Here is an 18,329-nt window from a genome sequence, read left to right on the forward strand (position 1 = left end):
AATCCTCTGGGGGCGGTCTTTTTATTTTGCATGGGGTCTATCGTTTTGTGCAATACAAAGATATTCCACATTAGGCGATACTCCGGTTGTATGTACTTGTTTTTATTCACTTTATTGTTAACCAATTTTTAGAACCGCCCTTATATAAAAGTTGTTGGTTGTCTGTTGTTAGTTGTCGGGATATTGAACCAACAACTAACAACAAATAACTGACAACTACTTCTCCTTATCATAAACCGACAAAATCTTCGACACCAACTTGTGCCGGAGCACATCACTCTCATCGAGGTAAACAAAATCAATCCCTTCCACATCTTTTAAAAGCCTCACGGCCTGCATCAATCCTGAGGGTTGGTGCTTTGGCAAGTCGATCTGTGTTACATCGCCGGTTACTACAAATTTTGCCGAAGACCCCATACGGGTTAAAAACATTTTAAGCTGACTTTCAGTAGCATTTTGTGCTTCATCCAATATCACAAAAGCGTGATCAAGGGTACGGCCGCGCATAAAAGCCAAAGGCGCAATCTGTATCACATAGTTTTCAAGGTGCGCTTTAAGCTTTTCCGGGGGGATCATATCATACAATGCGTCATATAACGGCTGTAGATACGGATCGAGTTTTTCTTTCAGGTCGCCCGGAAGAAAACCAAGATGTTCACCTGCCTCTACAGCCGGCCGGGTTAAAATAATTTTTTTCACGGTTCTGTCGCGCAATGCTTTTACCGCAAGCGCAACAGCCGTATAGGTTTTGCCAGTTCCCGCGGGACCAATAGCGAACATCATATCATTTTTTTGGCTGCTCTCCAGCATTCTGCGCTGATTAGGAGTACGGGCTTTAACTACAAGACCGTTATTGCCAAACACAATAATATCGGCTCCTTCTTCCACATCCGCTGTCCTGCCAACTGTTGTTCCCCCATTCAACACCTGTTCAACCTGGCTCTCGCTTATTGTACCTGATTTACTGCATTTATCAAGCAACAAATTAAGTACCATTTCAAACTGGTTCACCTCATTGTCATCACCAGTCACCTTTATCCTGTCGCCGCGCGCAACAATTTTAAGCTTTGGGAAGCGCTTCTTTATCAGCTCCAAGTTGGTATCATTTATCCCGTAAATTTGAACAGGGTCCACCTGGTTAATTTCAATAATTTTCTCTGCCAAAATAGGTTGATTCTTTAAATGTTAGCTTTTTAGTTAATTTTATAGCGCAAAATAATTATTTTTTTGCGATCAGGCTTTATACTTTTACTAACAATGGCAATTATAACATTAACAAGCGATTTAGGCCTGAAAGACTACTACGTTAGCGCAGTAAAAGGTGCTATTTTAACTCAACTGCCCGATGTGAACATTGTTGATATTACACACCTTATTCCCTCATTCAATATACAGGAGGCTGCTTATGTTCTTAAAAACAGCTTTCCCAATTTTCCGGAAGGAACAATACACATAGTTGGTGTTAACGCTGAAGCTACTCCCCAAAATCCTCACATTGGATTGCTTGTCAGTGGTCACTATTTTATAGGTGCCGACAATGGTATGTTTTCACTGATGTTTGATAAGGTACCTGATAAAATTGTAGAACTGAACATTGGATATGACACGAACAGCCCCACATTTCCTACCCGCGATGTTTTTGTAAAAGCGGCCTGCCACCTTGCCCGCGGCGGAACGCTTGACCTGATAGGTTCCGCCAAACAGGGCGTTAATGAACGTATCATGTTCAGACCTGTCACTATTGGCGATACTATCCGGGGAAGTATTATTTATATTGATTGGTACAGCAACGTGGTAACCAATATTACGAATAGCCTCGTGAAAGAAGCAGGCAAAGGCCGTCCATTTGTGATTCGTTTTGGCAGCCACGAGATAAGTAAAATAAGCAGAACATATCACGATGTGGTTGAAGGTGAGATATTGGCCATGTTCAACGCGGCTGGCCACCTCGAAATTGCCATGAACAGCGGAAAAGCCAGCCAACTGCTAAACCTGCACATGGGAGATACAATAACACTTGTTTTTCAATGATAATCCGTATAGTTAAAATGACTTTCGTTCCTGAGAAGGTGAATGCCTTTTTGAAAGTATTCAATGAAGCGAAAAATAAAATATTGAACTCCGAGGGATGCAAACACGTAGAACTATTGACAGACTCAGAATGTCCCGGAGTACTTTTTACTTACAGTCATTGGGAAACACCCGAACATCTTGAAAAATATCGTAAATCCGAATTATTCAAAACCACCTGGGCGAATACCAAGATTTTGTTCGCGGATAAACCAGAGGCCTGGAGTTTGAAAGCTATCTAACTTGTTTCTTTCAGAATGCCGTAAAAAATCTCCAAAAATTCAACCTGAATGATAATTCCGTCATAAAACTGACGGAATTTTAGTGCCTTTGAAATTATTACAAGTGATAATTACCTGAATTGGATTGGTGGGTAAACTCTCAGGGCGCAGTAAGATTAATGTTTACATTGCATCCGTTCTTATCGTTGATATTTATAACATAAGTACCGGGACAGAGCTGATTTAAATACCTATTACTATAATTACCTGAAGCCGGCCAGGAATAACTGTATGGACTTGTACCACCTGTAGCTGTTACCATTATCCATTCCTTACAACCGCAACTTGCACAGCTCGCTGTACCTTTGGCAAATTGTCCGATTAAAGGAGGCGGTGAATTGATCACGGCTGTTGAAGTAGTTGTACACCCCTTTGAATCGGTTATTGTAACGGTATAATTTCCTGCGGTTAAACCGGACACCGCTGATGTTGTTCCCATAGAAACGGACCAGTTATATGTATACGGAGCTGTTCCGCTTGCGACCGAAGCCGAGACAGAACCATTTGTACTCTCTGTACAACTTGTATTTGCCGCAGTTACAGTAACAGTTACAGATGGATTTATAGTAATAGTTGCAGTTGCCGTAGATGTAGCCCCACCAGAGTCAGTTATGGTTACCGTATAAACAGTGGTTGAAACAGGGCAAGGAGCAATGTTCTGTGTAGTAGCTCCATTGCTCCACAAATATGTATACGGACCAGCCCCACCGCTGCTGCTGGAGGTTACTGAACCGCAGGATCCCGGGCAAACCGAATTGCCCGTAGCGGTAATTGTCGGTACAGAACAATTGATCACTTTCACAGTATCCGTTTTACTTGCACTACAGCCCGAACGGGTAACAGAATGCTGAACAATATAATTTCCGGTTGTTAAGAAAGTATATGAGAAATTAGTTGTTGTGCCGCTTACGTTGGCAGGTGTTATCGGTGATATAAACCAGTTATAAGTAACACCGGAACCAGTCGTTCCAGTATGGGTAAAGTCGACCTTGGTTCCAATGCAAACCGGTGATCCGGGTGATTTTGTGAATGATGCGATTGGAGCTATATTTGGATTTGTAAAATTCTCCACCAAAGTGGCTGCACATCCGGCTGAATCAGTTACCGTAAGCGTATATGACCCTTGTGCAAGCCCGGTGATAATACGTATTGTCTGACCGCTGCTCCAGGAATATGTATAGGGTGCAGTACCCCCGGTTACCGAAGGCAGCGCATTACTGCTGGCCCCGCAGGGATCATTATATACACTGCTTGTTATTGTGATCTTGGGGAAAAATGGTTGGGTAATATCTACTGAAACGGTAGATTGGCAGCCATTGCCATCTGTTGCGGTAACAGTATACATACCAACTGACAATCCGGTAACACTAGCAGTTGTATTTCCGGTTGACCATAAATAAGTATAGGGCGATACACCCCCTGATGCAACAACAGTAGCGGAGCCATCATTAGCACCCTGGCAATGTACACCCATTTGACTGCTCACCGATACTGCAATGGCGCCTGTTGACGTAACTGTTACCGCCACAGTATCTTTAACACAATTAATATCTGTAACGATAACACTGTATGTTCCTGCTGCCAACCCTGTAATTGTACGCGTAGTTTGTCCGCCCGGTAGCCAATAATAACTGAATGTAGAAACGCCGCCTGTAACATTAGCGGTTGCAGTACCAGTATTTCCGTTACTGCAATTTCCGGTTGGCGTAGCCGATGCGGCAAGTATTAAAGGTATCGGATTGCAGGCTCCCATATTAAGGCTGGCAAGAAAACCGTTGCCGCACGCCAGAATCTCACCGGGGTTGCTTCCAAGGGAAACATCATACACAGCTCCCGTAGTGGGTGCAGAAGTGATCAATGTCAGATTAGGGCTATACTTATAGACACCATTCGATGATCCTACATAAATATTATCACAGGTATCAACTGCGAAGCCTGAATTTCCGAATACAACACCTCCGGGGAGTGGTATTGTATTTATTATGTTTCCGGTTGCAAGATCCCTCCTTTCAAGTTTTCCGCCATTTGTGGTATATACAAAAAGCCTGCTGGCTATAATACAATGCATTGTACCAGGTTGGGCAGAAACGTGGCCCGTATACAACGCAGCACCGGCGGTTAAATAAGCAAACCCATAACCATGAGGTACGTTAAATAAAATGGAAGAAAGATTAGGAGATGCTTTAGCGCATGAGCCACCTGTATTCACAGTCATCGCATAATAATTACGGTCAGGCCCCTGCACAATGTCACGGCATTCGGTTGTAACAAAAGCAGGCAGGCTTGGTGTCTGTCCCAGTTGAACCCCGGTAGCATCATCCAGTATCAAACATCGTACGCTTGAATTGCCTTGCGAGAGATATAATGTGCCTGAACAGTAATCATACAAAAACCGATATGGCTCAAACCCGTTCCTTGACCACAATACAGTACCTGCAGGATTCAGCTTTAAAACTGAATACACTGCATTGTTACCGTTGTAACCTGCGGACATATAAATATTTCCACCCGGTCCGATCTTCAAATCATCACCATATTGTCCGTTACAGGAGCCGGCAACAGGGGTATAGGTCCATATCAAAGTTCCCGCACTTGAATATTTTTTTAGCAATAAAGGAAGCGTTCCCGACCCATCTCCTCCTCCAAGTATATAAATATTACCGGTAAGATCCTTCTCAAGCTGTAAAACCTTATTAGTTGCAGTAAGCGTTACGCCCACTGTCCATGGATCAATTACAATTGTTTTCGACCGGTCATAAGGAGCAAGTTTGAAAGAAACAATATTATCGTCAATGATAAAGGATGATTCAATAATCGATCCCCCAGATCCCGTTATGCCGTCTGCAGAATAAAATGTAAGCGGTGCATGATCGACGATATCACCTAATGCAGTAACAATGTGAGCATTTCCATCTTTATCCTTTATTAATTTATCCTGACCGGAATAGCGCATCTTGATTTTTGAAACATCAGCCCCCGAATGAAGGATAAGCGAGTATTTGATCCCTTCTTTCTCATGGAACACATATTCAATATCCACATTGGGGTAAATATTTTTATATAAAACCTTTTTAAATGCAGACACTTTGTATGACTTCTTTTCATCACCATAAGTGTAATACTCTGGAACCATACCTTCAGCAGTCAATTGAGAACGCAAGTCGGCATTAACCCATTTCATATTAACGAAATAAGTTTTGGCAATGACCTTCTTCCTCATTTCACGCTCATGTGCTTCTTCCTCTTCCGCAGACGCGAATGTTTCATCCTCTCCCTCCCGCTCTTTTGGAAAATCATTCTTATCGTAGCGGAAAGTTAATCCTGATTGAGTAAAATAAATTTGCTGCCCCTCATCCTGTATACCAAAACGTATTTCAGACGACGCCTGGTTATCTTTTCCGTCAAACTGTCCTTTATTCTCAATAAACACCTTATTTTGAAAAATATTATTCCTTGCCCACCCGGATGAATGACCGGTAAAGGATGAACCGACCGATTGAGCAACGAGAGATTGCACAATGACGAAAAGAGAAATATTAAAAGTCAGAATTCTCATACTTTAGATCGTGTTCAGACGCTGCATACCAAAATTGACCTGTTTTATATTTTATTAAACTACTAAATTAAAAAGGTAAACACAAGTTAGTTTATTACATAAATCGCATTATAAATAGCTTAATTTTTACCTGATATAAAATCAATTTCAATTATAAAATTCATATATTTAAAACAACCTCCAGTAAAATGAAAACAGCCTCTTCCGATCTTTATCTGATCATTCATTCACTTTCTGCTCCTGAAAAGGCCTATATAATAAGAAATTTGAGAAAAAACAGGCAAGACAGCCATTATTTGAAACTGTTTGCTCTGATCAACAAACAGGCTGAATTTGATGAAAATTCATTGTTAAATCAGGTAAAAACCTTTCTGCCAAAGAAAAAATTCATACACGTCAAAAATCGCATGAATGAAGTAGTTTTAAATAAGCTTGAAAATTATCATTCAGGATCTTCTGTAAATTTTATTATACAGAGTTATATAAAACGGGCAGAACTCTTTCAAAGCAGAAATGAGATCGGATTAGCACTGAAATTTTTAGAAAAGGCCAAAAAGCTGGCCATTGAGCAGGAAAAATTTGAATACTATTTATTGATACACGGGATGATTCTTTCAGGATACCGGATCACATCAGATGTAATAAAGCTAAGAGAATACTTAAATACAAGCTATAAAGAGCACGGAACTATACTGGAAAAGATCAGGCACAATGAGATTTATAAGAAACTGGCCGCAGAGGCAGATCTGCTTGGTATGAGATCTGGAAACATTGTAAACAATGCAAAGGATCTGAAAAAATTAAAAGGAATTCTGAATTCCGGACATTTAAAAAAATATGAACAAACGAGAACGATTAGCGCTGCTTTAAATTTCCTGTATATTCAAAGTGTGGCTGCGAAATTGCTGAAGCAAAACGATAAAGCATTACAGTACCAGAAAAGATGGCTTATCTATCTCAGAAAGCATTTGACACATTGGGAAAAATATCCCGAACAGTACTTATATACATTATCAAATATATGCGGAATGGAATCTGATCAGGAGAAAAGGTTACACTTATATGATCAGGCAAAAGAATTCATTGAATTATTACCTCCAAAAGACAGGAATCGTTTGTTTCCTATAATTATTTCCAACTTTGTAAATCTTGTTGGAAATGTTTCTCCAACCAAAGCCATCGAATTGTTTAATGAAATAAAAGGAGAGGTAAAAAAATACAGTGCAAGTGACACTGTACGATTGGTATTATACTTAAACATGAGCATAAATTATTTTATTGTATCTGATCTGCGCAGCATGCTGAAATGTCTAATCTACGTGATCCAGTATAAAGGGGAACACAGAATAGATGCTCAGTTACTGGGAAGGTTTTATTTTTTAATCTGTCATTTTGAACTGAAAAATTATGAGCTGATCCCATACCTGATCAATTCATATCAAAAATGGATAGCGAAACATTGCCCGACTTATAAAATTGAACTAGAAACCTTACTCTATTTCAAAAAAACACTAACAATTTTCAATAATATGAAACAACAAAAGGAATTTTTCATACAAATGAAAAATGATTTAGGAAAAATTCCTGAACAAAACAGCTCATTAATAAATAAAGACAATTTTTTTCTCTTTTGGTTGGATAGCAAAATAGAAAACAAGCTATTTATTGAGATAATGAAAAATAAGAAGAAAAAAAGTATAAAGTAAGGAGACTGGCGTTTACGGAGTGGGGATACTAACATTTACGCTGCATCCGTTTTTGTCTTTAATATTTATTAAATATGCTCCCGGGCAAAGTTGATTTTTATACCTATTGATATATCCGTCCGGCCATGTATAATTGTAAGGACTTGTTCCACCTGCTGCAGTTATTAAAACCCACACTTTACAGCCACAACCTGCACAACTGGCTGTGCCCTTGCTAAATTGTCCGGTTAAAGGCGGTGGCGCAATTATAGCCGTGGTAGCAGTGGCAGTACAACTTTTTGCATCAGTAATTGTTACGGTATAATTACCTTGTGCCATACCGGTTGTTGTGTTTGTTGTCTGCCCACCTGCTGACCAGCTATAGGTGTAGGGCGCTGTTCCGTTTGTGGGATTAGCAATAGCGCTTCCGTTGGCACTTCCATTACAACTTAAATTAGTTGGTGTAACTGTTACATTTATAGCCGGATTAACTATTATAACAGCTGTCGAAGTCGCTGTAGTTCCAACGGCATCAGTTACTTTTACTGTATAAGTAGCGGTTGTTGCCGGACAAGCGCTGATGTTTTGTGTAGTGGCGCCATTACTCCAACTATATATGTATGGACTGGTTCCTCCTGTACCACTCGAAGTTACACTGGCACAGGAGCCATTGCATACTGAACTACCGGTGGCGGTTACAGTAGGGCCTGTGCAATTTATTACATTAACATTGCCCGTAACAGTTGCAGTACATCCTGCATTTATAACCGTATGGGTAATACTATAATTCCCCACCGTTAAAAAGGCATAAGAAAAATTCGCAGTTGTTCCTGATACATTGCGCAGTTTTGTCATTCCTTTAAATTTATTAATGCAACTTACTCAAAGTTTTTAAAATTACCGAACAAAAGTTTTTAATATATTTGGGTTCTATTTATTTATTTGAGTTGAAATTATCTTTATTTTAATGATTTTATAAGATATAATGTTCATTATTATTTGAGTTCTAATATGAAATCAGACCAGCTTTTTTCTCTCATTAAATCACTCAATAAAAGCGAAAAAAGGTATTTTAAGCTTTTTCTTTCTATGCAGAATAAACTTGGTGATCATTATGAATTATTATTTAATTGTATTGAGCACCAAGAATATTACAGTGAACAGGAAATCAAAAAAAAACTGTCTGCACATTCTTTTATTGACCGGTTTCCTTATGAAAAAAACCGCCTGTATTCTCTGATACTTATTGCCCTTCGCCGCTATCATTCAGGTAAAAGTGCCGCCGGGGAGGTCAGGGAACTATTAGATTTTTCCGTAGTATTATTCAATAAAAAGGAATACAGGCCATGCTTAAAAATGTTGATGAAGGCGAGAAAAATTGCACAAAGTCATGAATTATTTACCTACCTGATTGAAATAGCCGAATCGGAACTAAATGTTATGTTCGAAATGGTAAATGTTAATTGGATCGGGGAACATATAAATGCGACAAATGCGTATGTTGAAAACATTATCCGTAATATCAGGAATTATCAGGGATATAATACTCTAAAAATGAAGTTCCTGCTCACTTACCATAAAACCGGAAACGCGAAAAGTAAAAAGGAGCTAAGCATTTATTATAGAATTTTTAAAGACCCTCTGCTTACACACGAAAGCAATGCCTTTTCAGACAAGGCGAAGGTAGCATTGTTATTTTTACAGGCATCGGCGTTTCATGTAAAGAATGATGGTGTCAGAGCTTTTCGTAGCCTCGCCAAATTGAAGAATTTTCTGGAGAAAGATAAAAACAGATTAAGGCAGCACCATCTTTTGTATGAATACGTTCTGGGGAATATGCTGGAAGTATGCAGCAGTATACAGGATGAAAAAAAATCGATTTTACTATTTAAGGAATTTAATGACAATGTTATCGGGAGTAATACTGTTTCCTCCGACAAAAAAATATTTCTATAGGCAAGATATTACAGCAAATTAATTCGATTTGCGCGTTTATCTCCACTTGCGAATAAAAAAATTGATAATGACAGCCTGCTTAAAGAGTCTGAAATGTGGTTTTCCCATGCACAAAAAGATCTCAACCCGATTCATTTGTTTCCTATTCTTTTGGAAATGAGCTATACCTATTTCACCTTACAGAAATTTCGTCAGTCATTAAAATGTATACAAAGAATAATAAATAATCCTGTAAAAGGTTTGTGGAGCCACCTCCAGCTATACGCGAAACTAATGGAAGTTCTGATATATTATGAATTGAAAGAATTTGATTCATTACCCTACCGGATACGATCCCTGAGAAGGTTTCTTAATCAAAGTGATAAGGATTTTCTTATTGAAGACAAGCTTCTAATATATATCAGAGATCAATTGACTGACAACATTTCTGAGAAAGTCAGGCGACAGTTGCATAAAAATTTAAAACAGGAAATTATAACCCTGAAAAAAAACTATAAGAAAGATACCATCCCGACATATTTCAACTTCGTTGTCTGGCTCGATTCAAAAATAGAAAACGAACCCTTTGCCGATTTACTAAGAAAAAGAACGAAAGAGAAAAACGACCTTCTCACCTTGGGGTAAGACTTAAAGCGGTTATTATCCCCAACTTCCAAATCCATATTCTATGGAGTGGTAAGATTTATATTCACGCTGCATCCGTTTTTATCTTTAATATTCACCATATAAGCTCCCGGACAAAGTTGATTTTTAAATCTGTTTATATATCCATCCGGCCAGGCGTAGGAATAAGGACTTGTTCCTCCGGATGCATTTACCAGTATCCACTCTTTACAAGCACAAGCCACACAGTTAGCTGTTCCTTTCGTAAATTGTCCTGTCAAAGCCGGAGGTGAAATTATTGTGGCTGATGATGCGGATGTACAGCCTTTGCTATCCGTAATTGTTACCGTATAGATTTGAGACGTGAGATTTGAGATCTGAGATGCAGTTCCACCATTACTCCAACTATATGTATAAGGTAATGTGCCACTGCCTCCTGCCGCTATCACTGAACCATCGGCACTTCCATTACATGTTATATTAACCCCTGTTGTACTGACTGTTACAGCCGGGTTTACGGTTACCACAGCTGTTGATGTAGATGAATTTCCTCCGGCATCTTTGATCGTTACAGTATACGTTGTTGTTGATCCCGGACAGGGATTTATATTTTGCGTGTTCTCAGTTGTATTCCACAGGTAAGTATAAGGCGCTGTTCCACTAGCGCCTATCGCGGTTAAGGTTGGGCATGGCGTTGTACCACTGCATATTGTTGCTGAATTTACGCTGGCGGTGATCCCTCCGCAAGGATCAACAGTAATATAGGACACTTTTTCTATTGAATCTTTACCACAAGGTAGTTGTATTACCAGCTTCACATTGAAATTGCCAGGACTGTTATATACTATACCCGTAGGATTTTTTGCAGTGGAGGTATTCGGAACGGCTCCTGTAAAGATCCATAAATATGTTATACCTGCAGTACCGCCACAGGCAGAATATGCAGATGTAAAATTTACAGATTGCCCATTGCAAAAAGTAGTGGGCCCTGTGCTGAAATTTAAGTTAGTGGTAATCCCTCCGCATGTATTTACATATAATTTGGCAAGTACCGCGTCAAACGCGGGCCATCCTCCAAAAGTTGGTACACATGAAGTTTGAAAGGCATTTGATGTAAACGGATAATTACATTGAGTGGTGGCAACTAAATAAACGAAACACCCATCTACCGCAATACTCCCTCCAGATGCTGACACATACGTTTCATTATTCTCAGATGAGGCATTTCCGGTACCCATGTAACCGGAACAAATCAATGTACCATTGGCATCAAACGTAGTAATATATTGGTCTTCACTTCCTTTAAATGTTTTTTGATACGCGCATGAAGTAACAGGGAAATTAGTACTGTAAGTATCACCTGATACCACAATATTATTGTTACTATCAATAGCTATTCCCGAGGCCTCTTCATTGCCCCCTCCAGATAAAGGCCCTACGGAACCTCCGAGGTAAGTACTCCATAAAAGATTGCCCGAGTTATCAAATTTGGCTACAAAGGAGTCATTGTAAGGCCCACCTGCAAAATTAGGTTGGAAAACAAATGCACTGCTGGCTATTTTGGTAACAGAATTCGTAGAACCTGTAATAACAACGTTGTTTGAATTATCTGTTGCAATAGCGCCTCCATAATCATCCTTGCTTCCGCCAAAATAGGTAGACCACACAGGAAAGCCTGTAGTTGGATTGAGCTTGACTATAAAAGCATCTCCATAACCTATGGCACCTGGCCCACTGTAAAGTGGTTGAAATGCAAACAATATTGGGAAGTCATTTGAAGAAGTATGACCAGCGAAAAATAAATTCCCCAAATTGTCACAGGTTATCCCTCCCCATCCCTCATCTATACTATTTCCACCATAATAGGTAGACCATTGTAGGGTAGCACTAATATTAAATTTAGCGATAAAACAATCCGTAGGCCCTTTAAGAGATAATTGATACGGAGTCATAATAGGTATATTGGCAGACGATGTACTACCTAAAATAAAAATATTATTCGTGGGATCGCAGCAAATATCATTAATGTTATCATCTTTAGTTCCACCAAAATAGGTAGACCATATTAATGTTCCAATAAGATCAAACTCTGCAATAAACCCATCTCTACCACCAATGTATGTTTGTCCATATGAGCTTCCGGAAGGATGGGGTTTATTGGGTAAATTGATACTATTAGTAATTCCGGCAATAAATATATTGTTATTGTTATCAGTAGCTATTCCGATACCTGTTTCGTATTGATTTCCTCCAAAGTAAGTAGCAAATACTCTACTTCCTGAGGAAGTCATTTTTACAACATAGGCATCAATACTTTTCATGGCTGTCTGAAAAGCTCCCACACTAAAAGGAAAGTCAAATGAAAAAGTACTTCCGGTAAACACTACGTTTCCTTGTTTATCCACGTTGACAGAACGCCCCTCTTCCGTATTAGTTCCACCATAATAAGTAACCCAGGGATCAATCACTAAAGAGAGTTTCGGATTCCAGGTTCCGAGTTCAAAGCTCACAGTTGTACCATCTAAAACGTACTGGATTTTTATATCAACAATCTTTCCATTAATGATTTGGTATACTTTGGGTATAGATTCAACAAATTCGTTTACGCTTGTTTTAATTTTTATTTTCCCATTATTAATTGTTAATTCCTCTGCGCCTTTCCAGTGGAGTTTTATCTGTTTGGGATTTCCTCCCGGGTTTACTACTATATCGTACTTCAATCCCTCTGCCTTGCCTCCGTAATATTTTACATCTATGTTGTTGTAAATATTTTTTACAGTTACTTCGTTATACGAGTTTACATGCGTGATACCATTGGGGCAATGGGCATAGTAGTAATTGGTGTAGCCTTCTACCGGATCGGCTGTTTGTATTGCAGTAATTTTATTAGCGCCTTCAAAGTCAACATCTATCCGGTGAAGTTTTACAACCGCTTTTTGCATGAGTTGCTCTTTCAGTTGTTGTTCTTCACCCAAGTTTAGTTTGCCGTATTTTTCTTTTTCTTCAATTTGTTCTTCTACTTCGTGCATTACTTCTCCCATATTGCTATGCTCATAGCTGATGCCTGTTTTTCTTATGTATACACCTGCACCACCACCTTCGCCTTTGTATAGTATATCGGGACGAAGATTATGTTTCATGTCAACTAGTTGCCCTTTGTTTTGAGTAAAGCACATACCATTGCCACGTAACGATTTGGAGATTTGATCCCGAGTACCCGGGATTAATGATGGTTCGACGCAGCGCACCACAGGTTTGGTAATTGGTTCGGATGCAACATTAGATTGCGCGTGGCTGCGGCCAATGAATACTACTACCGCAACAAAGCGCAACAACCGCTTTATAGTATTGTATTGGTGCATGGTGTATGGGTTTTCAATTGATTAAAAATTCGTTTTTGTTTTATCTTCTAATTATGATTCTGTTGTTACATAAATCTCTTTTTAAAACTTCTCGAATATCATTAATAAATAAACAGAAGTCAAATCATTTTTCCTTAATAATTTAGAAGGCAAGGAAGCATAATGGACAATATTTATTACTTTTCTATCTTAGTACAATATTTTTTTTACCAATATGCTTTACTTTTATTAATTTTACTGCTATTTGAGCATTATAGGAAATATAAAATTGTCACAAGTAAGAGGTAATATAGAAACAAAAGAACTTTATTATTTAGGAGGCAGGGCAAAAAAATGGTACTATATGAAATGGCAAAATCCGGCTGATTTCGTAAAATATAACCTCTATGTCTAAAATTCCTTCAAGGGACGTCTTTGATCTGATCCACTCGCTTAGCAAAGCAGAAAAAGCGTATTTCAAAACATATTATTTTTCTGAAAAAGAAAAAGAGCATGTTGTTTATATTAAATTATTTGATGCCATTGAACAACAGGAAGAGTATAATGAGGAACAGTTAAAACGGGAACTGAGAATTGGACTGGTCAAAATGCGTAATTCGAAATTTTATTTATACAATGCAATTCTTCGTTCGTTAGAAGTACAGAATTACTCCTCAAAAAGCAATTATACCTTACTGCACTATTTATCTCAGGCAGAAATACTTCAGGAGAAAAGACTGTTTAAACAAAGTAAAAGTCTTATAGACAAGGGGAAAAAGATGGCGCTAAAATATGATAAGCCCTGGTTTGAAGCAGAATTTTCGAGAATTGAAAACAGGGTTGACTCTCCCAAAACCACAGAAGATATCGGGGGGCTATTTAACAAAATATTTCTTTCAATAAATAAGTATAAAAACAATATCGAGCTTTCAAAGCTTTATGAAATCATCAAGCATTATTCAAGAATAGAATCCAGTTCGCTCAGCAGGAAGCAGAAAGATCAAATAAAAAATATATTTAATCATCCGCTTTTAAAAAATGAAAAAAGTTGTTTGACATTTTCTGCATTAAACAGTTATTATAAATCCCATGCAAGTATCTCACAGGTAATACGGGATCACAAAAAAGCAGAGCTTATGATCGAAAGATGTATTCAGCTTTTTGAGAAAAATCCACATCAAATCAACGATAATTTTGAAACATATTTTATATCCATAGAAAACATGATCATTAGCAAATTAAATATGAAGGATTTTGATGGTGCATTCGTTTACATTAATAAAACCAGGACATTAAAACCAAAAATAAAGCAGTTGTCCTTTCACCGGTATTTTAGAGCAATTGGTATCGAGCTACTGTACTATCTCCAGATCAGTAATTTTGATACAGCTTATAAAATTATAAAACAGGAAGATTCGACTGTAAGCAATATAGTTTTGGATGAGTCAACTTCCAAACTAAGGGAGGAGGTAGTTGTTGGCTTGTATACTATTTCCTGTATATGTTTCATTGTTGGTGATTACAAAAGAGCAAAAAAATGTTTGAACCTTATTTTAAATCAAACAGATAATATACGCCCTGATATTTTTTCATTCAGTAAAATATTGTTTGCGCTAATTCAATTGGAGGAAGATAATTTAACTCCTTCAATGATAATATCTACTTATAAGTATTTAAAATCACGTAATAAATTAAATAAGTTGGAAGGTGCTGTGTTGCGGTTTTTAAAGCGCATATCATCAAAGACATTTGATAAGAAAGAATTAATTAAACTGTATAAACAATTATTTCAGGAAATAGTGGAATTGACGAAAGACCCAATGGAAGCTAAAACATTAGAGTATTTTGATTTTATTTCCTGGGTAGAAAGTAAAATAGAGAACCGGTCGTTTGCGGAGATGATCAGGGAAAAAGCTAAATTGTCTGATTGAATCCTGGTTATTGCAGGTTAAGCATCGCTTAATTCCACAGATAATTTCAAGGTGTAGTCAGATTAATGTTTATGCTGCATCCGTTTTTATCTTTAACATTTATTAAATATGCTCCCGGGCAAAGCTGGTTCCTATATCTGTTCAAATATCCATCAGGCCAGGTATAGCTATACGGACTTGTTCCACCCGCAGCGTTTATCATTATCCATTCTTTACAACCACAGCCGGCACAGTTCGCAGTTCCTTTGGTATATTCAGCGAAAAAAGGAGTTTGTATAATTACACTGTTCGTATCGGAACAACCTGCTGCATCCGTAACAGTTACGCCGTATTTGCCAGGTACAAGGTTTGTGGCAGTTTGCGCGGTTTGACCGTTGCTCCATAAATAAGTATAGCTTCCGGTACCTCCAGCTGGAGTGACTGTCGCTGAACCTAAACTACTACAAGTATTGTTAGCAGTAATACTTGCTGAAATACCTCCCGGGTTTTCAATAATTGAGTAGATTGCCTGAATAGTATCGCAATTCATATACACTGTAACGGTGTATGTGCCACCACACAAGCCGGTTACAGTGTTTGTTGTAGAAGTAGTATTCGCGGTACTCCCATTGCTCCATATATAGCTGTAAGAAGGCTGCCCGCATGTAACATTTATGGTAGCGCGCCCCATGCAGGGAGTACACGAAGAATTGTTTACCTGACTTTGTGTATAAGCCGAAACGGGTTTAAACTCAGCCAAATAACCTTCGTCGGATCCGGCTGTTGTTGCATTATAATAAGCGCCATTCCCTCTATCCGTAAGAGGATAACTTAGATATCTTGAAACAATAGGGCCGCTGAAACTATCCCACTCGCCCGTAATAAGAAGATTTTTTCCCTTACTTATGGTTAATGCTTCACGAAAATCATCGCCAACACCTCCAAAATAGGTCGCCCATAAAGAAACTCCGGAATTAGTGAATTTAATAATAAAAATATCCCCACCTGCACTTCCTCCGCCATTATAAGTATTGTCATAATAATCGGAAAAGCAGAAAAAATTAACGGCGATATTGGAAGAGAATGTATTGAAACTTACATATACATTATTACAGATATCAACGACTATATTATCCTGGGTAAGAAAGGTTTCATCTTTACTTCCACCATAATAAGTAGCCCATTGGCGGACACCTGCATTATTGAATTTCAAAATAAAAGCATCCTGAGTTCCTCCCAAAACTCCATCAAAATAAGTTCCGGTATTTTGTACTGGAAAATTAGCCGATGTTGCATATCCTCCGATAAAAATATTTCCAAAAGCATCAGCACAAATAGTATTCCCTATATCAATTCCACTACCTCCGTAAAAAGTGGCCCATTGACGAATACCTGCATTATTGAACTTCAAAATAAAGGCATCATTATTACCACCATACCCTACCTGAAACGGAAGCAAAACCGGGAAACTACCGGCCGGAGAAGCTGTATTTCCTGTAAGATATATATTGCCAATGTTGTCTGTACAAATTGATGCGCCATTATCATTCGCATTTCCACCATAATAAGTGGCCCATTGGCGAACACCTGCATTATTAAACTTCAAAATAAAAGCATCTCCCGTTCCGCCATAAGCCTGAAAATAGGCGCCATTTCCGGGATCAAATAATGGAAAATCAATAGTGGTCGTACGCCCTGTAACCACTATATTGCCAAACGGATCAACACAAATAAAATGAGGATAATTATCTCCTCCACTCCCACCATAATATGTTGCCCAGGCTAGAACATAATTATTTGTAAACTTTAATATGAATATGTTGCTTGGCACACCTGCAGCTACTCCTTGAAAATAAGCGCCTGTTGCCGGATCCAAAATCGGGAAATTACCTGATTGATTATATCCCGTAATAAAAATATTTCCCGATGCATCACAGTCAATACTCCGCGGACCATCTGTCCCAGCCCCTCCGTATAAAGTCGCCCATATCAACTGTGGGTCAATAACCAATGTTTCATATTTAGGATTAAAAGTATTATGCGCAATTTTGAATTCAACTTGTGTTTCATAACCTTCACTGCTACCGCCTGGCTTGAATACGTTTACTTTTGTTTTTATAAATTGTGTTGTTACAGCTTTATTATTTTCTTTAATGTAACTTACCGGAGCATTTTCAGTTATCGAACCATAAAGATTCTTTATATGCAACTTTCCTGTATTATCAATCTGTAATTTATTTTTTGAACGATAAAGTAGCTTGATCTGGTTGGGATTGGCATTGGGATGAACGATAAAATCATACTTAAAACCCTTTGGTCTCTCACCATCGGCCCCCCCAATCCTTGTAAGAGTGGAATTAAAATTATAAAACACCCAATCTATCCCCGGGTATACATCTTTAATTGCAATTTTTGAATATCCATGTACATCCGATATCCCATTCGGGCAACAACCTAAATAATATTGATTAAACCATGGTGATTTTCCTTCAGGAATAATATTTTCTTTCCTGATGTTTGCCCCGACTAAATCCATATCGACCCTGCTCCATTGGAGTTTCACCTTATATCCTTCATTACCCAAAACAGAAGGAGCAAACATCCCGTATTCTTCCTTTTCATGTTCATCTTCCATCTGAAAGAATGTATAGGTTAACCCCTTTTCGGTAATAAACAGGTTTATTCCCTGGGTTTCAACTTTAAAAAGCACAAAAGAAACGGGCTTACCATCCAAATCGGTTATCTGCCCTTTATTCTCTATAAATTGTACTGACCGGCTCTGTAATGAATGTTCTATTTGTCTCTGTTGCTCCAACGATATTTTCCCATCACCAGCAAAAAGAATTACATTACTGCATATTAATAATATAAGGACGTTTCCAAAAATTGATTTTTTCATGGCAATTGAGTTTTCCAGGTTAATATTT

The 18,329-nt window shown here is 38.3% G+C and carries 11 protein-coding genes; 6 read left to right on the forward strand and 5 right to left on the reverse strand.

From position 1 onward, the window contains the following. Positions 1–216: 216 nt before the first annotated feature. Positions 217–1,164, reverse strand: coding sequence for a PhoH family protein (locus HYU69_15450; GenBank protein ID MBI2271735.1), 948 nt, complete (start codon positions 1,162–1,164; stop codon positions 217–219). Positions 1,165–1,257: 93 nt separating this feature from the next. Between HYU69_15450 and HYU69_15455 the strand changes: the two genes are divergently transcribed. Next, on the forward strand, positions 1,258–2,031 hold the full coding sequence (locus HYU69_15455) for an SAM-dependent chlorinase/fluorinase (GenBank protein MBI2271736.1): 774 nt from the start codon (positions 1,258–1,260) through the stop codon (positions 2,029–2,031). Continuing rightward, positions 2,028–2,312: an antibiotic biosynthesis monooxygenase gene (locus HYU69_15460; GenBank protein MBI2271737.1), complete on the forward strand. Its 285-nt coding sequence runs from the start codon at positions 2,028–2,030 to the stop codon at positions 2,310–2,312. Before HYU69_15455 ends, HYU69_15460 begins: the two co-directional genes overlap by 4 nt. A 139-nt stretch (positions 2,313–2,451) precedes the next feature. Here HYU69_15460 and HYU69_15465 read toward each other — a convergent pair whose 3' ends face one another. Beyond that, on the reverse strand, positions 2,452–5,907 hold the full coding sequence (locus tag HYU69_15465) for a hypothetical protein (protein ID MBI2271738.1): 3,456 nt from the start codon (positions 5,905–5,907) through the stop codon (positions 2,452–2,454). Between the two features lie 188 nt (positions 5,908–6,095). Here HYU69_15465 and HYU69_15470 point away from each other — a divergent pair, with 188 nt between their 5' ends. Further along, positions 6,096–7,613: a hypothetical protein gene (locus HYU69_15470; GenBank protein ID MBI2271739.1), complete on the forward strand. Its 1,518-nt coding sequence runs from the start codon at positions 6,096–6,098 to the stop codon at positions 7,611–7,613. Between the two features lie 12 nt (positions 7,614–7,625). On the opposite strand, the gene HYU69_15475 is transcribed toward HYU69_15470, so the two are convergent. Continuing rightward, entirely contained in the window at positions 7,626–8,447 is an 822-nt protein-coding gene (locus HYU69_15475) for a SprB repeat-containing protein (protein ID MBI2271740.1), read from the reverse strand. A 234-nt stretch (positions 8,448–8,681) separates the two neighbouring features. On the opposite strand from HYU69_15475, the gene HYU69_15480 reads away from it, so the two are divergent. After that, positions 8,682–9,548, forward strand: coding sequence for a hypothetical protein (locus tag HYU69_15480; protein ID MBI2271741.1), 867 nt, complete (start codon positions 8,682–8,684; stop codon positions 9,546–9,548). A gap of 93 nt (positions 9,549–9,641) precedes the next feature. Next, complete coding sequence (locus tag HYU69_15485) at positions 9,642–10,172, forward strand: hypothetical protein (protein ID MBI2271742.1); 531 nt, start codon at positions 9,642–9,644, stop codon at positions 10,170–10,172. A 41-nt stretch (positions 10,173–10,213) separates the two neighbouring features. On the opposite strand, the gene HYU69_15490 is transcribed toward HYU69_15485, so the two are convergent. Continuing rightward, positions 10,214–13,513: an SBBP repeat-containing protein gene (locus HYU69_15490; GenBank protein ID MBI2271743.1), complete on the reverse strand. Its 3,300-nt coding sequence runs from the start codon at positions 13,511–13,513 to the stop codon at positions 10,214–10,216. Positions 13,514–13,899: 386 nt separating this feature from the next. Here HYU69_15490 and HYU69_15495 point away from each other — a divergent pair, with 386 nt between their 5' ends. Further along, positions 13,900–15,423, forward strand: a complete 1,524-nt coding sequence (locus tag HYU69_15495; GenBank protein MBI2271744.1) for a hypothetical protein — start codon at positions 13,900–13,902, stop codon at positions 15,421–15,423. Between the two features lie 46 nt (positions 15,424–15,469). Here HYU69_15495 and HYU69_15500 read toward each other — a convergent pair whose 3' ends face one another. Further along, a complete protein-coding gene (locus tag HYU69_15500) occupies positions 15,470–18,301 on the reverse strand; it encodes an SBBP repeat-containing protein (protein MBI2271745.1) in 2,832 nt (943 codons plus the stop codon). Positions 18,302–18,329: the final 28 nt, after the last annotated feature.

The organism is Bacteroidota bacterium, from assembly GCA_016183775.1.
Taxonomy (GTDB): domain Bacteria; phylum Bacteroidota; class Bacteroidia; order JABDFU01; family JABDFU01; genus JABDFU01.